Annotated in this window: 17 protein-coding genes; 2 read left to right on the top strand and 15 right to left on the bottom strand. The window is 59.4% G+C overall.

The features are described from left to right. Positions 1-43: 43 nt before the first annotated feature. From fliQ to AC13RE_RS13065, 14 genes are all read right to left on the bottom strand, one after another. Positions 44-310 carry a flagellar biosynthesis protein FliQ gene (gene fliQ / locus AC13RE_RS13130; RefSeq protein WP_015338826.1) on the bottom strand — a complete coding sequence of 89 codons (267 nt, stop codon included), beginning with the start codon at positions 308-310 and terminating at the stop codon, positions 44-46. Positions 311-339: 29 nt separating this feature from the next. Then, a complete protein-coding gene (flgD, locus tag AC13RE_RS13125; RefSeq protein ID WP_488563240.1) occupies positions 340-846 on the bottom strand; it encodes a flagellar hook assembly protein FlgD in 507 nt (168 codons plus the stop codon). Then, positions 834-1,286: a flagellar biosynthesis repressor FlbT gene (flbT, locus tag AC13RE_RS13120; protein WP_112336515.1), complete on the bottom strand. Its 453-nt coding sequence runs from the start codon at positions 1,284-1,286 to the stop codon at positions 834-836. Before flbT ends, flgD begins: the two co-directional genes overlap by 13 nt. Next, positions 1,283-1,630, bottom strand: coding sequence for a flagellar biosynthesis regulator FlaF (gene flaF / locus AC13RE_RS13115; RefSeq protein WP_106996633.1), 348 nt, complete (start codon positions 1,628-1,630; stop codon positions 1,283-1,285). Before flaF ends, flbT begins: the two co-directional genes overlap by 4 nt. Positions 1,631-1,667: 37 nt before the next feature. Then, positions 1,668-2,717, bottom strand: a complete 1,050-nt coding sequence (locus AC13RE_RS13110) for a flagellar hook-associated family protein (RefSeq protein WP_488563239.1) — start codon at positions 2,715-2,717, stop codon at positions 1,668-1,670. Between the two features lie 3 nt (positions 2,718-2,720). Continuing rightward, positions 2,721-4,211 (bottom strand): flagellar hook-associated protein FlgK, encoded by a 1,491-nt coding sequence (flgK, locus tag AC13RE_RS13105; RefSeq protein ID WP_488563238.1) that lies wholly within the window; start codon positions 4,209-4,211, stop codon positions 2,721-2,723. Between the two features lie 510 nt (positions 4,212-4,721). Further along, positions 4,722-5,393: a transcriptional activator Rem gene (gene rem, locus AC13RE_RS13100; RefSeq protein ID WP_015338820.1), complete on the bottom strand. Its 672-nt coding sequence runs from the start codon at positions 5,391-5,393 to the stop codon at positions 4,722-4,724. A gap of 279 nt (positions 5,394-5,672) precedes the next feature. Then, entirely contained in the window at positions 5,673-6,266 is a 594-nt protein-coding gene (locus AC13RE_RS13095) for a transglycosylase SLT domain-containing protein (RefSeq protein WP_488563343.1), read from the bottom strand. Beyond that, entirely contained in the window at positions 6,208-7,815 is a 1,608-nt protein-coding gene (gene fliK, locus AC13RE_RS13090; RefSeq protein WP_488563237.1) for a flagellar hook-length control protein FliK, read from the bottom strand. Before fliK ends, AC13RE_RS13095 begins: the two co-directional genes overlap by 59 nt. Position 7,816: 1 nt before the next feature. Next, the gene (motC, locus tag AC13RE_RS13085; RefSeq protein ID WP_488563236.1) at positions 7,817-9,121 is read right to left on the bottom strand and encodes a chemotaxis protein MotC; all 1,305 of its coding nucleotides are present in this window, start codon (positions 9,119-9,121) and stop codon (positions 7,817-7,819) included. Positions 9,122-9,124: 3 nt separating this feature from the next. Then, entirely contained in the window at positions 9,125-10,552 is a 1,428-nt protein-coding gene (locus tag AC13RE_RS13080) for a MotB family protein (RefSeq protein WP_488563235.1), read from the bottom strand. Beyond that, entirely contained in the window at positions 10,549-11,181 is a 633-nt protein-coding gene (locus AC13RE_RS13075; RefSeq protein WP_132715825.1) for a hypothetical protein, read from the bottom strand. Before AC13RE_RS13075 ends, AC13RE_RS13080 begins: the two co-directional genes overlap by 4 nt. 241 nt (positions 11,182-11,422) lie before the next feature. Next, a complete protein-coding gene (locus tag AC13RE_RS13070) occupies positions 11,423-12,403 on the bottom strand; it encodes a flagellin N-terminal helical domain-containing protein (protein ID WP_132715824.1) in 981 nt (326 codons plus the stop codon). Positions 12,404-12,659: 256 nt separating this feature from the next. Beyond that, on the bottom strand, positions 12,660-13,577 hold the full coding sequence (locus AC13RE_RS13065) for a flagellin N-terminal helical domain-containing protein (RefSeq protein WP_132715823.1): 918 nt from the start codon (positions 13,575-13,577) through the stop codon (positions 12,660-12,662). A gap of 438 nt (positions 13,578-14,015) precedes the next feature. Between AC13RE_RS13065 and AC13RE_RS13060 the strand changes: the two genes are divergently transcribed. Further along, positions 14,016-15,485 carry a pyridoxal phosphate-dependent decarboxylase family protein gene (locus AC13RE_RS13060; protein ID WP_488563234.1) on the top strand — a complete coding sequence of 490 codons (1,470 nt, stop codon included), beginning with the start codon at positions 14,016-14,018 and terminating at the stop codon, positions 15,483-15,485. 11 nt (positions 15,486-15,496) lie between these two features. After that, positions 15,497-16,759 carry an ATP-grasp domain-containing protein gene (locus AC13RE_RS13055; RefSeq protein ID WP_488563233.1) on the top strand — a complete coding sequence of 421 codons (1,263 nt, stop codon included), beginning with the start codon at positions 15,497-15,499 and terminating at the stop codon, positions 16,757-16,759. Positions 16,760-16,870: 111 nt separating this feature from the next. Here the strand turns inward: AC13RE_RS13055 and AC13RE_RS13050 are convergent, their stop codons facing one another. Then, positions 16,871-17,782, bottom strand: a complete 912-nt coding sequence (locus AC13RE_RS13050; protein WP_132715820.1) for a flagellin N-terminal helical domain-containing protein — start codon at positions 17,780-17,782, stop codon at positions 16,871-16,873. Between the last annotated feature and the right edge of the window lie 32 nt (positions 17,783-17,814).

Raw genomic sequence — 17,814 nt, 5'->3', positions numbered from 1 at the left:
CGACAAGCGCGATCCGGGCGTCGGAGGCGTCTTCGGATCTATTTCAGAAACCCGATTGAATGCGGGAGAAGACGAGATTGGTGAAGATTGAAATCTGTGCACCGACGAATGGCGCCGAGATGCCGATCGTGACCATGACGGCGACGATCTTCGGCACGAAGGTCAAGGTCGCCTCCTGCACCTGGGTGAGCGCCTGAATCAGCGCGATGACCAGACCGACGACCATGGCAGCGATGACGGCCGGACCGGAAGCCACAAGCACTGTCCAGATCGCCGCCTGGAAAATATCCAATGCATCGGCTTCATTCATAATCTGTCCACTCCCGGTTCAGCGGCACGTCATGTGCCGCTGGTCTGATCCGTATTCGACGACGAATCACTGGTGCTACTATCGCTCGACGTGGGCGAGGTATCAATGGTCGTGCCCGCCGGAGCGATCGTCACGCCGGCCTGGATCAGAATCTTGTCGCCGGCATTGGTTTCGGCAATGATACCGTCCGTATAGACGCTTACCTGCTTGATCGTGCCGGTGGTCTTGCCGTCGGCGCTCATGATCTGCTTGCCGATGTAATCCGAGGCCTGCGAGATCCACTGGTTCTGCAGCACGGTTTCCAGATGCGAGTTCGTCTGGATCTGCTGCTCCACCTGGGAGAAGCTCGCCAGCTGGGAAATCTGCTGGCTGGCATCCATCGGACTGGTCGGATCCTGGTTCTTCATCTGCGCGATGAGGAGCTGCAGGAAATCGTTGTAGTTCAAAGTAGCCTTTGAGGATGCGGCGGCAGCATTGCTGGCAGTGTTCGAAGAGTTGGTGCTGGTGCTGCTGGCGACGCTGTCTACCGCTGCCATGGAGCAATCTCCCGGCGGATGTGCTCGATCGTTGCCGCCGGCATTTCCTGGCTGTTCAGAATCTGATCCTCTATCGCGTACAGGCTGCGGATCGCCTTCAGCGCGTCAAAGGCGCGGCCGGTGGAGACAAGCCCGTCGATGCGCTTGAGTTCGGCCAGCACTTCCTCATTGTGGAAGCACGACAGAAGCATGACGATCGATTTGCGGAACATCGCCGTCGACTGCTCCTTGCCCTCGGGATTGATAAGGATCATCTGCGCGATGAAATAGAGCTGGCGCAGAGGCGTCGTCGCCTCCTCGGGCTGAAGCACGTGGTTTTCGAGCAGGAATGTCACATCATTCAGGAACTCCAGAGCAACCTTGCGATCGACACGCAGGACAGCCCCGTTGATAAAGATCTTTTCCCCGGCTTTGAGCGATATGCGAAGCGTACTTTTCATTTAAGTCCATCCCTGATGATGGTGGTGACATCTATGATGCCTTGATAATTTTCCGACTGGCGCAGCCGAATTCGGTCGCATTCCTTCAAAATCCAGATGGCGATCGAGATAAGGTTGGCACGCAGTTCGACATTGAGCTGGTTCTCCGGGCTTTTAAGGTCGTCGACGAAGCTCACCCATACGCGACGCGTATAGAAGAGAGCCTCGATCGCTTCACGACCGTATTTTTCCGCATCGCGGGCCGCGGAGAGAAGAGCTATCGACCGGTCCAGAACTTGCCGTTCTCGTTCCTTGGCGTCGGCCACAGCGTCCTGCATGACTTCCGCATATGAGAACTGATACATTCATGCATCCTTCCTGGTCATTACATCCCTTTGATCATCAAAGGTAATTTACAAGACTTAACTGCTGGATCTTGGAAACAATAGTGTAAGCCGTTTGGAGTTGCGTCTGGAGACTGTTGACCTTCGTCGACGCCTCATAGGGGTCGACTCCGGTCAGGTCACCAATGCTGGTGGTGAGAATGGTCTTCTGAGCGTTGAGCGTCGTATTCGCATCCGAAAGGCGCGACTGCGACAGGCCGAGCTGGCTTGCCTGGCTGTTCAGCCCGTCAACCGACTGACGCGTATAGCTGATGGCCTGCTGCGTGACGGCGTTCACGGCGCTCTGATTGAGGCCGGGAGGCGTGCCCATGAGCGCGTTGGTCACGCTGGTCGCCAGCGCCAGATACCGGATGCCGGACGAATTCGCATTCGTCGAGCTTTCTATGACTTCCGAATTGCTGATGCGACTGGTCATATTCTGATCGGACGCACTCGACCAGCTCGACCAGCTGGCGTCGGACGTGAACATCGGCTCGACCTTGGTCTTAATGAAATCGGTTATCTGTGCCGCAGATATGGTCGCTGCGGTTACCGCCGGCGACTGGCCGGACATGTAGGTCGTCAGGTCCGACAGAATCTGCGCGTTCGTTGCAGCGGATTTATCCGTCATCGGCTGGACGTCGGTGTTGGTTCCGGCAAACAGATACTCGCCATTGACCATGGTGTTGGCCGAAGCGATGACGTTCGACAGGGTCGATGACGCCGCCTGCTGCGCCAGGGCGACGCTGCTGCCGTCGGTGTTGCCGCTCAGCGCCACCAGTTGATCCATCAGCTTCTGCGCCTGCGTGCCCATGCCGGTCAGGGCGGTCTGCGAGGTTGTCATCCGCTGGTTGGCAATGGAATTGCTGCTGAGGATCGAGTCGATACGGGACACTTCCCGCGTCAGGTTCACATTGAGCGACGTGCTGCCGCCGAGCGAAACACCGATATCGGCGTAAACGCCAGTGGTCGCCTCCGTAGAGGCGCTCGTCATCTCATTTTGCGCCTGGCGGACGGTCTGCCGCATGGCATTCTGAATGGCTGTGCTCGAAATGAAAGAGAGTTTCATGGCTTAGCTCGCGAGGTCCAGTACAGCTTGAAGCATCTGGTTGACGGTGTTCAGTATCTTTGTTCCAGCCTTGTAGGACTGCTCAATATCCATCATCAGTGTCAGCTCTTCATCGAGACTGACGCCGGTCGCATTCGAATAGGCGCCCGAAGAGCGCGAAAGAGCGGCGGACGTATTTTCCGCCGCGGTCGTCGCCGTACTGCGCTGGCCTTCCAACCAGCCAATGGAGCTGGCTGAATAATCCATCAGGCTGGCATTGGTGCTGGAGCCTGCGGTAGGATCGAACGCCATTTTCGCATTCATTGCCGTAATGAAGGCATCAAGCTGTGTGGAATAGCCGCTGCCGCCGCTGGTATTCTTCGTATAACCGGTCTCAGTCGCGCTATTATTGATACCACCATCTCGCAGCAACGACGGATCGCCACCTTGGGATGTGATTAATTTCGAATTAACGGTGATCGAGCCGGCCAAGCCGGTGACCGCGGTCCCACTGGCAGGAATAGTACCGCCAGTCCAGGTAAAAAGACCCGGCAATGTTGGCTTGGAAGGATTGCTGTTCGTTTCCGCAAAGACCGTAACCAACCCTCTGGCGATCTCATCGAGCTGCTTCTGATAGGTCGGCGCAACGTCGTCGCGGATCTGAAGCGCCGCCTGCAGAGTGCCCTGCGCCGTCGTATTCGCACTCTGGCCCGGGGTCAGAGCAACGCCGTCGATATAGACGCTGTTGCCGGGAACCGGAGTGGCCGCCGTATACGTATCCGTCGACTTGAACGTCACCGTGCGCGGAATGGTCTCGAACAGGGTCGTTCCGCTGCTGGTATAGAGCGCCATGTCGTTGTTGCCGCGCGTCACCGTCGTCACGCCAACGATCTTCGAGATCTGGTTCAGGATCGAATCGCGCTGATCCATGGCGTCGGCAAGCGCGCTCGACGTGGGATTGGCAGCCGCCGTGGCCGATTTTACCGCCTCGTTGGCCGTCTGGAACTGCTTGAGAAGGCTGTTCAGCGTATCGACGTCGGACTTGATTTGCTTGTCGGCGTCGGCGCGAGCGCCCTGTACTGCCGTCGTGGCATTGTTGAGAGACGTGGCCAGGCTCTGGGCTGCATTGATCGCGGATTGGGCGGCCGTAGCATTGGACGGCGATCCGGCGTAATTTTGCATCGCATCCTGAAATGCAGACAGATAGGTCGCCGGCGCAACTTCATTATCGTTGCCGCCAATCGTTGCCGACTGAAGATTGTTGTAGGCGTTCAGGAGCAGTTGCTGCGCCGAATCCGACGACGCCGAGCTGAGATAGGCCTTCTGCAGTGCAGGTTCGCTGCTGCGCGAGATCTGCACCACCTGTGCGCCGGCCATGTCGGTGGTCAACATTGCCTGGCGCCGCGAGTAATTCGTATTGTTGGCGTTGGCGATGTTGTTCGACACCACGCTGCTCTGCGTGCCGGTATTATTGAATATAGCCTGCGCGTTGTTGAGAGCTGTTGTAAGCGACATGACTGACTCGATACCCTATTCGTTTAGCGCGGCAGATCGGCCGAAGACGCTGGAAATGTCGGAATAGCCTGTCGGAGCGAGGCCGGCGAAATAGACCAGATTGTCGTTGGCAACGGACGGACGGCTCGCCCAGAGAATCCGCGCACATTGATACGGCGGTCAGAAGCCGCGCTGAGGCGGACTGCCTCTGCACTCACTTCCGCAAACGCGGTCTCGCTGCTGCCGAAATTCCTCATCTGGAATCCTCGTTATCCTTCATACGACTGAGAGTAGGTGGCGGGCCTTGCGTGAAGCTGTCTGAGAAAACGAAAAAACGATCATCGCGAAAAGCGTCGTCGCAAGTCTCGTGCGAGAGGTATCACCGCTCGCTATTACGCCGTAGATGGTAAGGGAAGGCGCACCTATCTGTGCTGTGATTGTCCCACACGCTGCAAAAGAATAAGCCCGGAAATCAAGGGATTTCCGGGCTTATCAGCAGGCTTTAACATCTGGAATGCACGACTGGCAGTATCAGCTCCAGTCGATGCAGTAACCGAGGAAGCGTTTGGAATCGACCGGATCGAAACCGAGCTTCTTGCGCAGCTTCTTGCGCAGCTTGGAAATATGGCTTTCGACAACGTTCTCTTCGACTTCCTCGTCGAAGATGCCGTAAATGGCGTTGAAGATCTGGGTCTTCGTCACGCGACGGCCGCGATTGGCGATCAGATATTCGAGGATGCGGCGCTCGCGGCGCGGCAGGGCAAATACGGAACCGTTGATTTCCGGATCGCGGCCATCTGCGAAGACGCGGATGGGGCCGATATCGGTATAGTTGTTGATCGCCTTCAACCGCCGGCGGATCGCCGCCGCCCTGGCCAGGATTTCGCGAGGATGGACCGGCTTGCGCACGACATCGTCCACGCCGCAATCAAAGAGTGCAAGCGTGGCTTCCAGCGAGGGCTGGTCGCTGACCGCGATGACGGGTGCCGCCGTCCGGTCGCGAATCGCCCTCGGAAGCTCGAGCACCTGCTGCCCCTGTCCGATCAGGAAGGCTTCGACCGCGGCAATGTCGCCCTCTGCCGCGGTCGAGACCCATTCGCTAAATTCACGCGGATCAAATCCCGTCGAAGGGATGCCCTCGCGCCCAAAGAGTGATGTGTATCCGTCTTTAACGAGCTCTCGCTCATCAACCACTACGATCATTCGTCCGCCTCCGAATCAGTGTGGTGTTTCGATGACCTATGGGTACGAATCGGGCGAATCACGAACAACTGTCGGAAATGAGTGACGGAAATTAATAATTGATTAACCATAAGGGTGCGATTTGCACTAGATGTAGTATGCGCTTGGCGTTTTACACCGATAAAAAACCTGTTAGCAAGCGTATGATTAACACTTCCATTTTAGGCAAAACCACGGCAGTCAACCGCTTCGATTGGGTTAGTGCTGGCTAACCGGATACCCTGCTCAACCTATGGGTGCCTAATCCCGACAAAACGTCGCCGCGTTTGGCGTCCATTTTCCATAACCGGTGGCGACCAGATTGGCGATCACGCGGCAGACATAGACCTTCTGGGCGGGGTCATTGTTCGGGCCAGCATGGTATCTTGCTACCGCCATTGTCCAGGTCTCATGCCTGTCATGCAGATTGCGGAGAAACTTTGCGGCATATTCGACATTGCTGCGCGGATCGAACATGGCATCGACGGAAGCAAAATTTTCGCCGTGGAAATACTGATTGATCTGCATGCAGCCGACATCGATGAGCTTTGCCCCACTCTGCCGTGCCGCGGCAAATACCTGCAGGGCGGCCCCTTCCGACGGCGGGAAGATCGGCCGTCCCTCGACATTGAGCGCATAGGGATAAAGCGACCCCTTGCGACCCGTTTCCGTCAGACCGACGGAATAAAGGATCCCTTCCGGTATTCCGTATTTTGCGGCAGCGGACTGGATTTCGCGTTCGCAAAGACCTGCGGCACCGTTGTCCGGCGGCGTCGGATTGCCTGATGCCTGGACCTCAGAGGTAAACCGCACCAGAGCGAGAACGCTGCAGGCCACCGCCAGCGCCGTCCTCAATGCTGCGCTCACCCGAACTGCGATTGCCATCGTTTCCATTTGCCTGCTGCCCTGAATAATTCTGGCCCCTGGAGCGCGCGTCGCCCCCCTGCCCCTGGTTCAACAGAGACTGCTGCTGCGGCTGGTTCGATCCGGAATTGCGGCCACCGTCCGACTGCTGGTCGGCATTGGACGCCAGGGTGACGGTGATGCTATCGACCTGATAGCCTTGCGCGCGCAGCGCATCGACCATGCGGCTTTGATCGGCATGAAGCTGCCTGTAGGCTTCGCCGGTCTGCACCTTCAGATCGACGCTCAGCTGGTCTCCGGAAAGCCGCATGGTTGCCGTAACGTCGCCGAGATTGTCCGGACGCAGCTGGATCTTCAGCGTGTTGACAACCTTGCCGGTGCTCGTCAGGTTTGCGGCATTGGAAAGCGCCGAGCCCGGCTGCATCGCAGCCGACCATTCGCGGTCGCCCGCGAGGCTCCCAGCGACCAACGCCGAGTTGGTGGCAAGCCCGAGATAACGACGCGAATCCAGCACGGTGACTGCCACCGCATCGCCGCCTGCAGCAGCGCCGACTTTGACATCGGCAACGTCATCGCCGCCTTTGCTGATCGATAGATCGAGCGCGCCGCCGCGGCCATCCGCCCGCGCCAGGCGGAACGTCTGTGCGCCATCCGTTCCCTTGCCGTCATCCGGCAACGTCACGGCCGTGTCCGTGGCATCATTCGCAAATGCTGCCTTGCCTGATGACAAAGCCTGGACCTTGGCATCGTCTGCCGTCTTGCCTGACTGGACCGCGCTACCCTGTGCCGTGCTAACCTGCGTCGCCACGACGGGCTGCGCGTTCAGCAGCGACAGGGCATCGGAAATCGTGTTGGCCGGCAGGCTGCCTTGCGTCGACGCAGACTTACCGTCATCTGCCGCCTGGACATCCTTTTCATCCTTCGCGCCAGACGTCTTGCCGTCGCTCTTGACCGGCGCCGTCTGACCGTCCGTGGTCGCGACATCGGCCAACTGCTGTGCGATCTCGGCAAGCTGGTCGAGTGCGGCAGACTGCACCGGCACTTTGGTCGTGTCGGTCGTGGGCATGGCCGGGTCTATGGCTGCCGTAGGCTGATCGGCTCCGGTGGAGGTTGTGCCAACCTCACCCGCCGCTGCAGCTGCATTCTGCAGCGCGATCAGAGATTTCGAGAGCGAGGCGGCGGCGGCAGGCTGCGAAGCTTTCGCACCCTTGGCCAGGCCGCCGAGATCGGAAAGGCTGGCTCCGGACGTATCGATCACCCCAACTCCGGCCTTGGTGCTGTCGTCGAAGGAGAGAGCTGCCGCAGAGGAAATTCCTGCGACCGTCTTTGCCGCACTTGCATCCTTATCGGCAGTCGTGTCCGCATTGGCTGAGGTATCGGCACCGGCATTGGAGCTTGAAGATTTGCCGCCATTGCCGAGCGAGCTCGTCAGCGCATCAATAAAACCCTTGCCGTCATCCTGCTTCGCCGAGCGGCCGCCTTTGGCAACAGCACGAATATCCGCCCCCGATGGGGCGCCGGACACACCGATGTCGTTCATATCAATGACTTTCCTGCTTCAACAGGCCGTCGATGGCATCCAGCTTCGAGCGGCTCGTCGTGACGAATGCGTTGAACGAAGAGTCGGCCTCCTGCCGCCCTCCCTCCGGGGCGGGAGCCGCGTTTGCCGAGGCTCCCTGCTCAACACCCGCCGTGCCGGGAGATTGGCTTCCCGCTTGATTCGTCACAGCAGCATCGTGTTCAGTCTTCTGTTGGTTGGGCAGGTTAGGAAAACTGCCTTGCCCGAGGCTTGCAGCATCGGGTGTTCGCAATATCTCCGCCGCGACCGCCTTTGCGGCGTCGCGCAATGCGCGGTCGCGCGCATTCAGCTCGCCCGCCGGCATCTGGTTCACATCGTCGATCGCCGCCTTCAGTTCGGGCGTGGATATGCCCGCCACGCCGCCATAGAAGTTCGCCAGCGCACCAAAGGCATCGCCGCCGTCATTGGAGATCGCCTGGGCACGATTGGCCGCCAGCGCGGCAAGATCGGCCTTGCCGGCGATCGCGGCCCGGCGCGCCATGCGCAGATAGATCTCCCGCTGTCTCGGCGGATCCATGAAGGACAGGATGTCGACGATGTCCTGCTGCTTCACGCCGGAATCGTGATCCACCACCAGCTGCACGAAAAGATCGGCAAACTGGCTGGCGTAAGGCGAATGCAGAAAGCGCCGCGTATAACGGCGTGCATAATCCAATCCTTGCGGCACCATGCCTGCGTCGGCGCACAAAGCCAGCGAGCGGCGCAATGCCGACTCCTCGACAATCGTACCGGGCGCGATCAATCGCGCCCAGTCATAGAGCGGCAAGGCTGCCTTGGCGTTCTTGCCCGACATGACATTGCCGGCAACCAGCGAGAGGTATGGGCCGATCGGCTTGCCGCGATACTCCTTGGAGATGTCGACAAGGGTGTTGACGACAAGCAGACCCTTGCCGTTCAGATATTTCCTGAGCACATCCGCAACGCGATTGTCGAAATTGCCGTTGACGTCGCGTGACATCAGATATTCGAGCGTTTCGGGGTTGCCGCCGCTCATGGTGTAGATGAGAGCCGCATCGACGTTGCGACTGTCCTCGAAGACGGATTTGTCGGCGCTCCGCAGGCGCTCATCTATGGTTCCGAGCAGATAGCGCTGCATCTCTGCGGCGGAACTGTCGCCGGCGACAACGGAATCCTGCACGAATTCGAGCGAGCGCAGCATCTTGTAGAGCGGCAGGCCGGCCTGTCCCTCAGCGCTCACAACCCCAGGCATCAGCATGCCGAGAGTGAGCGTGAGCGCAAGGCGATGACGATGCTGTTTGCGCGCCATGAACTATCCCTGCTTGCCTTGACCGGACTTGCCCTTGCCCGAAGCCGGCTTGATGGGAGCTTGCGTTCCCGAGGCTGCGGGGTCCGTCGCCGCCTGGGTAGAAGGACTAGCAATCAGGATCTCGATACGGCGGTTCGCGTCGTTGAATGGATCGTCGGGCAGCTTCAAACGCCGGTCCGCGAAGCCGGACACCTGCACAACCCGCTTCTCATCCAGCCCGCCGCTGGTCAGCATGTAATAGGCGCTCTGGGCGCGATCGAGCGACAGACGCCAATTGTCGTTGCGGCCGCCGACCATATAGGGGCGTCCATCGGTGTGGCCGCGGATCAGGATCGATCCCTTACGCTCCGCGAGAAGCTTGCCGATCTTCTCCATCGCCAGCACCATCTCGCGCCGGGGGACCGCCGAACCGATATTGAACATCGGATCGTTGGTCTGGTCGGAAATCGTGACCAACACTCCGCCTTCAGCCGCAGTCACCTGCAGCCCTTCGGCCAGCTGGCCGGCAACGCCCTTGATCTCAGCTTGAATTGCCTGCTGCAGATCCTTGGCTTCCTGCTGCTGCGCTTTCGTCGGCTGAGCATCCCTGTTTGCAGGCACAGCGGCATTGTCTTCAGCGGCGGATGCGCCGCTTTGCGTGCCGGCCTTGGCAACCTGCTGAGCCTGCGTCTGTTTTTCCTGCGCCTTGCCGGCCGCCTGCTGCTCGCTCACCGTCGGCTGTTGTTCGGGCGTTTGCGGCTGATCGGCTGGCTGGCCGATGTCCGCAGCCGTTGCCTTCGACAAAGCGATGACTTCACCCTTGGGCGATTGATCCGACTTGGCAGACTGTTCCTCGTTCGCCTTCTTCGAGGCGCTGGAAACCTGCACCTGCTTGGTCCAGAAATCCGGATCGAACGGATCGCGATAGGCCTGGCCGCCATCTGCGCCCGTCGCCGGACCCGATTGGGCGGCACCGCCCTCGCCCTTGGCGCTGACATTCGCCTGCTGACCGACTTCCTGTGCGATCTCGGCCAGGACTGAATACGGATTCTCGAAGAAATCCGCCTCGGAATAATTCGTCTGGTCGCCCGATGTCGATGTCAGGTCCTCACCCGTTTTGGCTGATTTGCCGTCATTCGGCTTTTCCTGCGGCTTATCGGACTTCTGCTGGTTCTTTTCGCCCTGGGCCTGATCGACGGGCTTCTTGAGGCCCTTTTCCGTCGGCTTCTCGTCAGCAAGCTTGATGGGATTGAAATAGGAGGCAACCGAGGCCTTCGTCTCCTCGTTGGCGGCGTTCACCAGCCACATGACGAGGAAGAAGGCCATCATCGCGGTCATGAAGTCGGCATAGGCGATCTTCCACGCGCCACCATGGCCACCTTCGTGATCACCGCCGCGGCGCTTGACGATGATAATCTCGTGCTTGCCGTGATTTTGATCGCCGTCGCTCATTTCAGGATCTCTTTCAGACTGGCGGCCCAGGCGGACATACGGGTAACGAGAACGCTCTCGCCGATAGTGACGGTGAGATCGACATCATTGGCCTCGATATGCCGCAGCAGCGCGCCGTCGTCGCCGAGGCGGCTATGGAGAACCTCGAAGAGATGGCGCGGACCAGTGACCGAGATCGGCCCGACGCTGCCGTCGAGGATCGAAGCTTTGACCAGTTCGGCAAGATCGCCGACCGCCCTGGTCGTCAGCGTCTCTGTCATGATCGGCGCAAGGATGGCGGCTGCTTCCGTGCTGATCGCCTGCCCGAGCATTATGGCGACGCGGTTCATATCTGCCGCGATCTTTTCCGCCGCCTGCTCTTCGTAATGTATCCGCAGCGCATCCATTTCCGCGCGGAACGACTGTGCCATGGCATCGAGCTCGGCCTGATGCTTCTGCGTCAGTTCCTGCGTCGCGGCCTCATGCCCCTCTGCATAGGCAGCGCGACGCTCGGCCTCGACGTCAACGGGCGGCTCGCCTGGAATTTCAGCAAACTCGATCGGCTCCGGAAAAGCCATATCCTCGACATGCGACGGAGGAACCTGTTCGGCGCTGAAATCCTTGAGATATCGAGATAGTGCCAAGCTCATGCGCGCATCTCCCTATTCGCGCCCCAGAGGCGCTGCAAGTCGATGCCGGCAGCCGGCCGATCCATTTCCATTCTCAAAACGTCGATCATCACGCTTCCGGTTTCCGTCCTCAGGCGGCAGCGTCCGGGATCAATGTCACCGGCATCTTACGCAACCAAGCCATTGCAAAGGACCGTAGGCAGTCAAACTTGTGCGAGGATGAATGCGATGCGGCATAGCCGATCCGAGTTCCGCCCGACGGTCATTTCGATTGAAGGATGATCAGAATCTTGCTCGCCATGCTGTTGGCGATCGACAATGTCTGAACACCCATCTGCTGCGCTGTCTGCAGGGCACTCTGCCGCACCGAGGCCTCTTCCATGTTGGTGTCGACCAGGTCGCCGACGCTGCTCTTGATGGCGTCGCCGAGCTTGGAAATATAATCCGACTGGTCGGTGATGTTGGACGACATCAGGCCCAAGGTCGAATCGGCAGACGTTGCCGATTTCAGGAGCGAATTGGTGACGTTGATCATGTCGGTCAATTCGTCGTCCGTCGTGCTGCTGGAGATCGCGATCTCCGTTCCACCTGATGGCGTCGAGCCGCCGCTGGCGGCAAGGAGATAGTAGTTACGAGCCGTTCCGCCGCTGGTTCCCGGAGCGCCGAGCGTGCTTGCGTCGACGTTCTTCGTCAGCAAACCCCGCGCCGGTTGGGCGGTATCGATCATCAGGGTTTGGGAGCTGTCATAGTCGATCGTCGTAAAATTGATCTGTCCGCCTGTGCCCCGCGTGAAGTTACTGATGACCGATTGCTGCGTATTGGCTTGCGGCTCTGAGTTGTACAGCCAGTTCTCACCCGAGAAGGATGCCGATTGGGTAACGGATTGCAGCTGGTTCTTGAGCTGCTGAATATCGGCGTTGATCGCATTCTTGTTTGTGCCCGACTCCTTTGCCGAAACCAGTTTGGACTGGATCTGGGTTAGCAGGCTAACGACCGTATCCATGGCGGTGGATGCGGTATCGACCTTCGAGGCGCCGAGACCAAGCGCGTCCGTGATCGTCGAGAGGCTGCTCCGGTCCGAGCGCATGGTGGTCGCCATCGACCAATAGGTGGGATCGTCGCTCGCCGTCTGAATGCGGTAACCGGACGAGACCTGCTGCTGCACGACATCGAGATCTTTGTTGATGCCGCGCAGCACGGTCAGCGCTGCCGACGTGGAAGGATTCGTCGTCACATTGCTCATCTGAAAATCCGTAATTCCATTGGAACTGGCAAGCCGGACCGATCCGGCAGCAACGATTGGCCTCATGCCCACCAGCGGGAAATATCCCAGCACGGCCCGTCGCTAAACTGCAGTCCGGCATCCGCTTGGGAGAAGAACCAAAGCCGGACCTGCGCGTAGACTGCAAATCAATTAGCGACAACGTTAACAAAAGCTTATACGCGGCGACAAGAGGGAAATGTCGCCGCGCAATCTCAACGCAAGCTCCAGTCAAGGCTCACTTGAAGAGAGCGAGAACATTTTGTGCGCTCGAATTGGCAATCTGCAGCGACTGGATGGCCAGTTGCTGCTGGGTCTGCAGCGCGGACAGCCTGCTCGACTCTTCTTCCATATTCGCATCGACAAGCTTGCCGACACCGGAATCAATGGTGTCGTGCAGGGTGGAAACGAAGCTCGTCTGCAGGTCGATGCGCGTTGAAAGCGAACCGAGCTGCGAGGCCGTGCTCGTCATAGCATCGAGAGCGCCCTGAATGAGATTCATGGCCTTGCCGATGTCGCCGCCCGTCATGTTGGTGATATCGAGACTGAAGACCGAATAGGATGTGCCGCTGATGTTCTGCTGAGTGCCCAGAATACCGGAGCTGGTATCGATCGTACCGCCGCTTGCGCCGAACAGCACATTGCCTTGCGAACCGGTGTCGAAGCTGTAGCTGGTGCTGTTGACGGAAACCGTGCCGTTATTGTTGCGCACGAAGGAGGAAACCACGGAGGCAGAAGCGCCATTCGCCGCATACATCCAGTTCTGTCCGGAGAAAGATGCGGACTGTGCAATGCTTTCCAGCTGCTGCTGAAGCTGGGAGACCTCCTCCTGGATATCAGCCTTCGAAACACTGCTTTCGGTTGCGGCGACGAGCTTGTCCTTGATCTGTTGAACGACCGTGATGGCGTTGTCCATTGCGGCATATGCCGTATCGACCTTGGCCGCACCCAGGCCCAATGCATCGGACACGGCGGAAAGCGCACCGTTGTCGGAACGCATGGTTGTCGCGATCGACCAATAAGCGGCATTGTCGGCTGCCTTCGCAACCTTGTAGCCCGAGGAAACGCGGCTCTGCGTATCCTGCAGATTCGTGTTGATACCGCGCAGGGTTTGGAGAGCGGACATTGCCGCGTCGTTGGTAAGGATGCTGGTCATCGAAAAGTGCCCCTTATGGCTGACTTTGGAAGGGACATTCCGGTCTGCGGCCGGGAACGGCAATCAGCCTCATGCTTGTTAACCGGCTCTTAGGAGAGGTTAACCAACCGTTGCGTTAGCCGCAACTGACAGCAATAGAGTTAATAAAAGGTTAATGCCGCCCGCAAAAGTTAACGGAAGCAGCTATTCCGCCGATGACCATCCGGCAGCGCTTGCTTTGCCGTTCCTTGAACAGGAAAGGAGCTGAGCCACACGGCATGCGCCGACATGCTATTTTCCATCCGCGCGGCCGTCTGAAGGAATGCAAGAAGCCACGTCAGCCTCGCGCCATCTTCGGCGTCGTAGATAGGCCCGCCCGGTGCCGGGCAAAGAGGCTGGCATTTTATCGGTAGCGTTCCGGCGACGGTGGCGATACCGGCGGCCACATGCGAGGTTCAGATGTTCAGTTTGCAAGAGGCCGGAGGGGCGGCGGTCGATCGCCACGAGCGAACAAGTCTCGACCCCGACGACTGGCAGGCCCTGCGCAAGCAAGGCCACCGGATGCTCGACGACATGTTCGATCATCTCCAGACACTCGCAACGAAGCCAGTCTGGCAGCACGCTCCCTCTCCCGCTCGCGCCAAATTCGATGTACCACTGCCCATAGAAGGCAGCGATCTGGCTGACGTCCACGCCACTTTTCGGGACTACATCCTCCCCTATGGCAGCGGCAACATTCACCCGGGCTTCATGGGCTGGGTCCAGGGCGGTGGCACCGTTGCCGGCATGCTCGCCGAAATGCTCGCCGGCGGGCTGAATGCCAATCTCGGCGGACGCGACCACATGCCGATCGAGGTCGAGCGGCAGATCATCCGCTGGACGCGCGAGATCTTCTCCTTTCCGGAAACGGCCGGCGGCATATTCCTGACCGGCGCATCGCAGGCCAATTTCGTGGCGGTGCAGATCGCCAGATGCCGCAAGCTCGGCCTCGATGTTCGTGCAACCGGTCTGTCCGACGAATCCCGGCTCGTCGCCTATGCCTCGAGCGAAGTGCATGGCTGCGTTCCGCGGGCCTTCGAAATGTCCGGCATCGGCAGCAATCAGCTCCGGCGCATTGCCGTCAATGAACTCGGCCAGATCGATATCGATTCGCTGGAACAAGCGATCCTTCGCGACAGGCAGGAAGGCTTCACGCCGTTCCTCCTCATCGGCAGCGCTGGAACGGTCAACACCGGCGCGGTCGATGACCTCGTGGCCCTGCGCGGCATCGCCGACGCCCATGATCTTCATTTTCATGTCGATGGCGCACTCGGCGCTCTTGGCGTTCTCAGCGAGGAGCTCGCGCCTTTGTTTGCGGGGATCGAAGCCTGCGATTCGCTCGCTTTCGACTTTCACAAGTGGGGTCAGGTACCCTATGATGCCGGCTTCCTCCTGGTGCGGGACAGCGAGTGGCAACGGCAAGCCTTTGCTTCGGATGCCGCCTATCTGAGCCGCGCAGCGACCGGACTTGCCGGTGGGGACTGGTGGCCCTGCGACTACGGTCCGGATCTTTCCCGTGGCTTCAGGGCGCTGAAGACCTGGTTCACGCTGAAAACCTATGGTGTTAAAGCGTTGGGGGACGCAATGAGCGCCAATTGCAGGCTAGCCCGCCGGCTGGCCGAGCGCATCGAACAGGAACCTGCCCTGAAACTACTCGCGCCCGTCGCCCTCAACATCGTCTGCTTCGCCTATGTTGGTGCCGACGGATCGATGCCGGCATCGGTCAATTCCCACATCGTCGAGCGTCTCCACGCCGAAGGCCGCGTCGCCCCGTCCCTGACCCATCTGAACGGTCAGCCCGCAATTCGCGCGGCGATCGTAAACCACCGTACCCGACAAACGGATATCGATGCGCTCGTTCGGAGCGTTTTGATAATCGGCTCCCAATAGGATCTTCCGCAATGCTGATGACCAAAGCCCCCATCGCCGATCCGGCTCTATTGAACATACCGGCCGGCGCCCGAATTCTCGGCATGCGGAGAATAGTCTCCCTCGTCTATGCCGGTCACGACGTGACCCCGCTCTGGAACGAGCTCATGCAACGCGTAACGGCGGATCCGACCGCCGCGGCTGCATTTCTGGACATGGCCATCATCCTGCAGACGCTCGGCCGCAGTAATGAGGCTCGCCAGATTTTAAAGAATGCCGTGCAGATGCGCCGCGACTATTGCGTCGTCCATGGCAACGGGACTGGTCCGCGGATACTCGCTTTCGTGACCGAAGGCGATTTCATGGCCAATACGCCGATCGATTTTCTGCTGGCCGGCAGCGACTGCGTGCTGTGGCTGCATTACGTTGACCTGCAAACCTTCGCGCTCGTCGATCTGCCGGAGCACGACATCGCTTTCATGGCGATCGGAGAATCGACCGAAAACGCCCCTCTTCTCGCCCATATGCAGACACTGCTTGCCAAATTCGACGGTCCGGTGATGAACCGTAATCCGGGACTGATCGCAAGGCTGACGCGCGACGGCGTCAGCGCCATGCTGGCGAATGAGCCCTCCATTCTTTCGCCCTTTACCTACCGCGTATCGCACGCCGATCTTATGGCCGTCGCCACCGGCGCGAAACGGCTGGACGATTGCGCTCCGGGCCTTGACTACCCTTTGGTCGTGCGCCCGATCAGCACGCATGCCGGCAACGGCATGGAACGCATCACCGACTCCGTCGAGCTTGTCACCTTTCTGAAGGCTCAGCCCGCTCCAGAACTTTACGTCGCGCCCTTCATCGATTTTCGCGGTTCCGACGGCTTCTATAACAAGCAGCGCATCGTGTTCATCAATGGCAAGGCATTCGCGAGCCACATGGCGCTCTCAGACCATTGGATCGTGCATTATCTGAGCGCCGGCATGGAGCAAAGCGCGGCAAAACGCGCCGTCGAACAGGCATGGATGGAAAACTTCGATCAGGATTTCGCCCTGCGCCATAAAGAGAGCTTCGCTGCCCTTTGCCGCCATATCCAGCTCGATTATTTCGGCATCGATTGCGCCGAACTTCCCGACGGACGCCTGCTGGTGTTCGAGCTCGATGTCGCCATGGTGGTCCATGACATGGATGATCCGAGCGTCTATCCCTACAAGCAGGCGGCCATGCACAAACTGTTTGATGGCTTCGTCGATGCCGCTCGGCAAAAGGCTGCCGAGGCCCTCGGAAAGGCGTCCTGAGCCAGTCGGCGCCGATACGCCGAGCCAAAAACGAAAACCGCGCCTTCCGGAGAAGGCGCGGCGAAGGCTTGTCTGCTACCATCGACCAACGCGCTGCGTTGGTTCTTCCTATTAACGGAAGAGCGACAGGATCGACTGGCTCGAGGAGTTGGCGATCGAGAGCGACTGGACGGCCAGCTGCTGCTGCGTCTGCAGAGCGGACAGCTTGCTCGATTCCTGTTCCATGTTGGCGTCAACCAGCTTGCCCACACCCGATTCGATCGAGTCGGAAAGCGAGGAAGCAAAAGTCGTCTGCAGATCGATGCGAGCGGAGATCGAGCCGAGGCGGGAGTTCATGCTGGTCATGGAGTTCAGAGCGGTCTGAACCATGTTCAGGGCGCTGGAGATCTGGCCGCCGGTCATGCTGGAGATGTCGAGGCTGAAGACCGAAGCGCCAACCGAGCCATCCGACGTACCCAGGATGCCCGAAGTCGTGTCGATCGTGCCGCCGCTCGAGCCGAACAGAACGTTGCCGGTCGCGCTGGCGTCGAAGGCGTAGGCGGTCGTGCTGACCGAAACGGTGCCGTTGGTGCCGCGGATGAAGGAGGAAACGACCGAAGCGGAGTCGCCGCTCTGAGCCATGACCCAGTTTTCGCCGTTGAACGAAGCCGACTGGGCGACGCTCTCCAGCTGCTGCTGCAGCTGGCCGATTTCTTCCTGAATGGACTTCTTGTCGACCGAACCTTCCATGGCGGTGACGAGCTTGCTCTTGATCTGGCTTACGATGTCGATGGCGCTGGTGACGGCGGTGGTTGCAGTGTCAACCTTTGCGGCGCCGAGGCCGAGAGCATCGGAAACCGCGCCGATGGCGCTGTTGTCGGACTTCATGCTGGTGGCGATCGACCAGTAAGCGGCGTTGTCGGAAGCCTTCGAGATGCGCAGGCCCGAAGAAACAGCGCCCTGCGTCTGCTGCAGGTTGGAGCCGATGCTGCGCAGCGTCTGGAGAGCAGCCATTGCGGCGTTATTGGTAAGAATGCTCGTCATGATATTTGCCCCTTTGGCAGTGGTTGAATAAG

It is taken from the genome of Martinezella sp. CNPSo 3959 (assembly GCF_057784355.1).
This window is presented reverse-complemented; position numbering and strand designations above follow the sequence as displayed.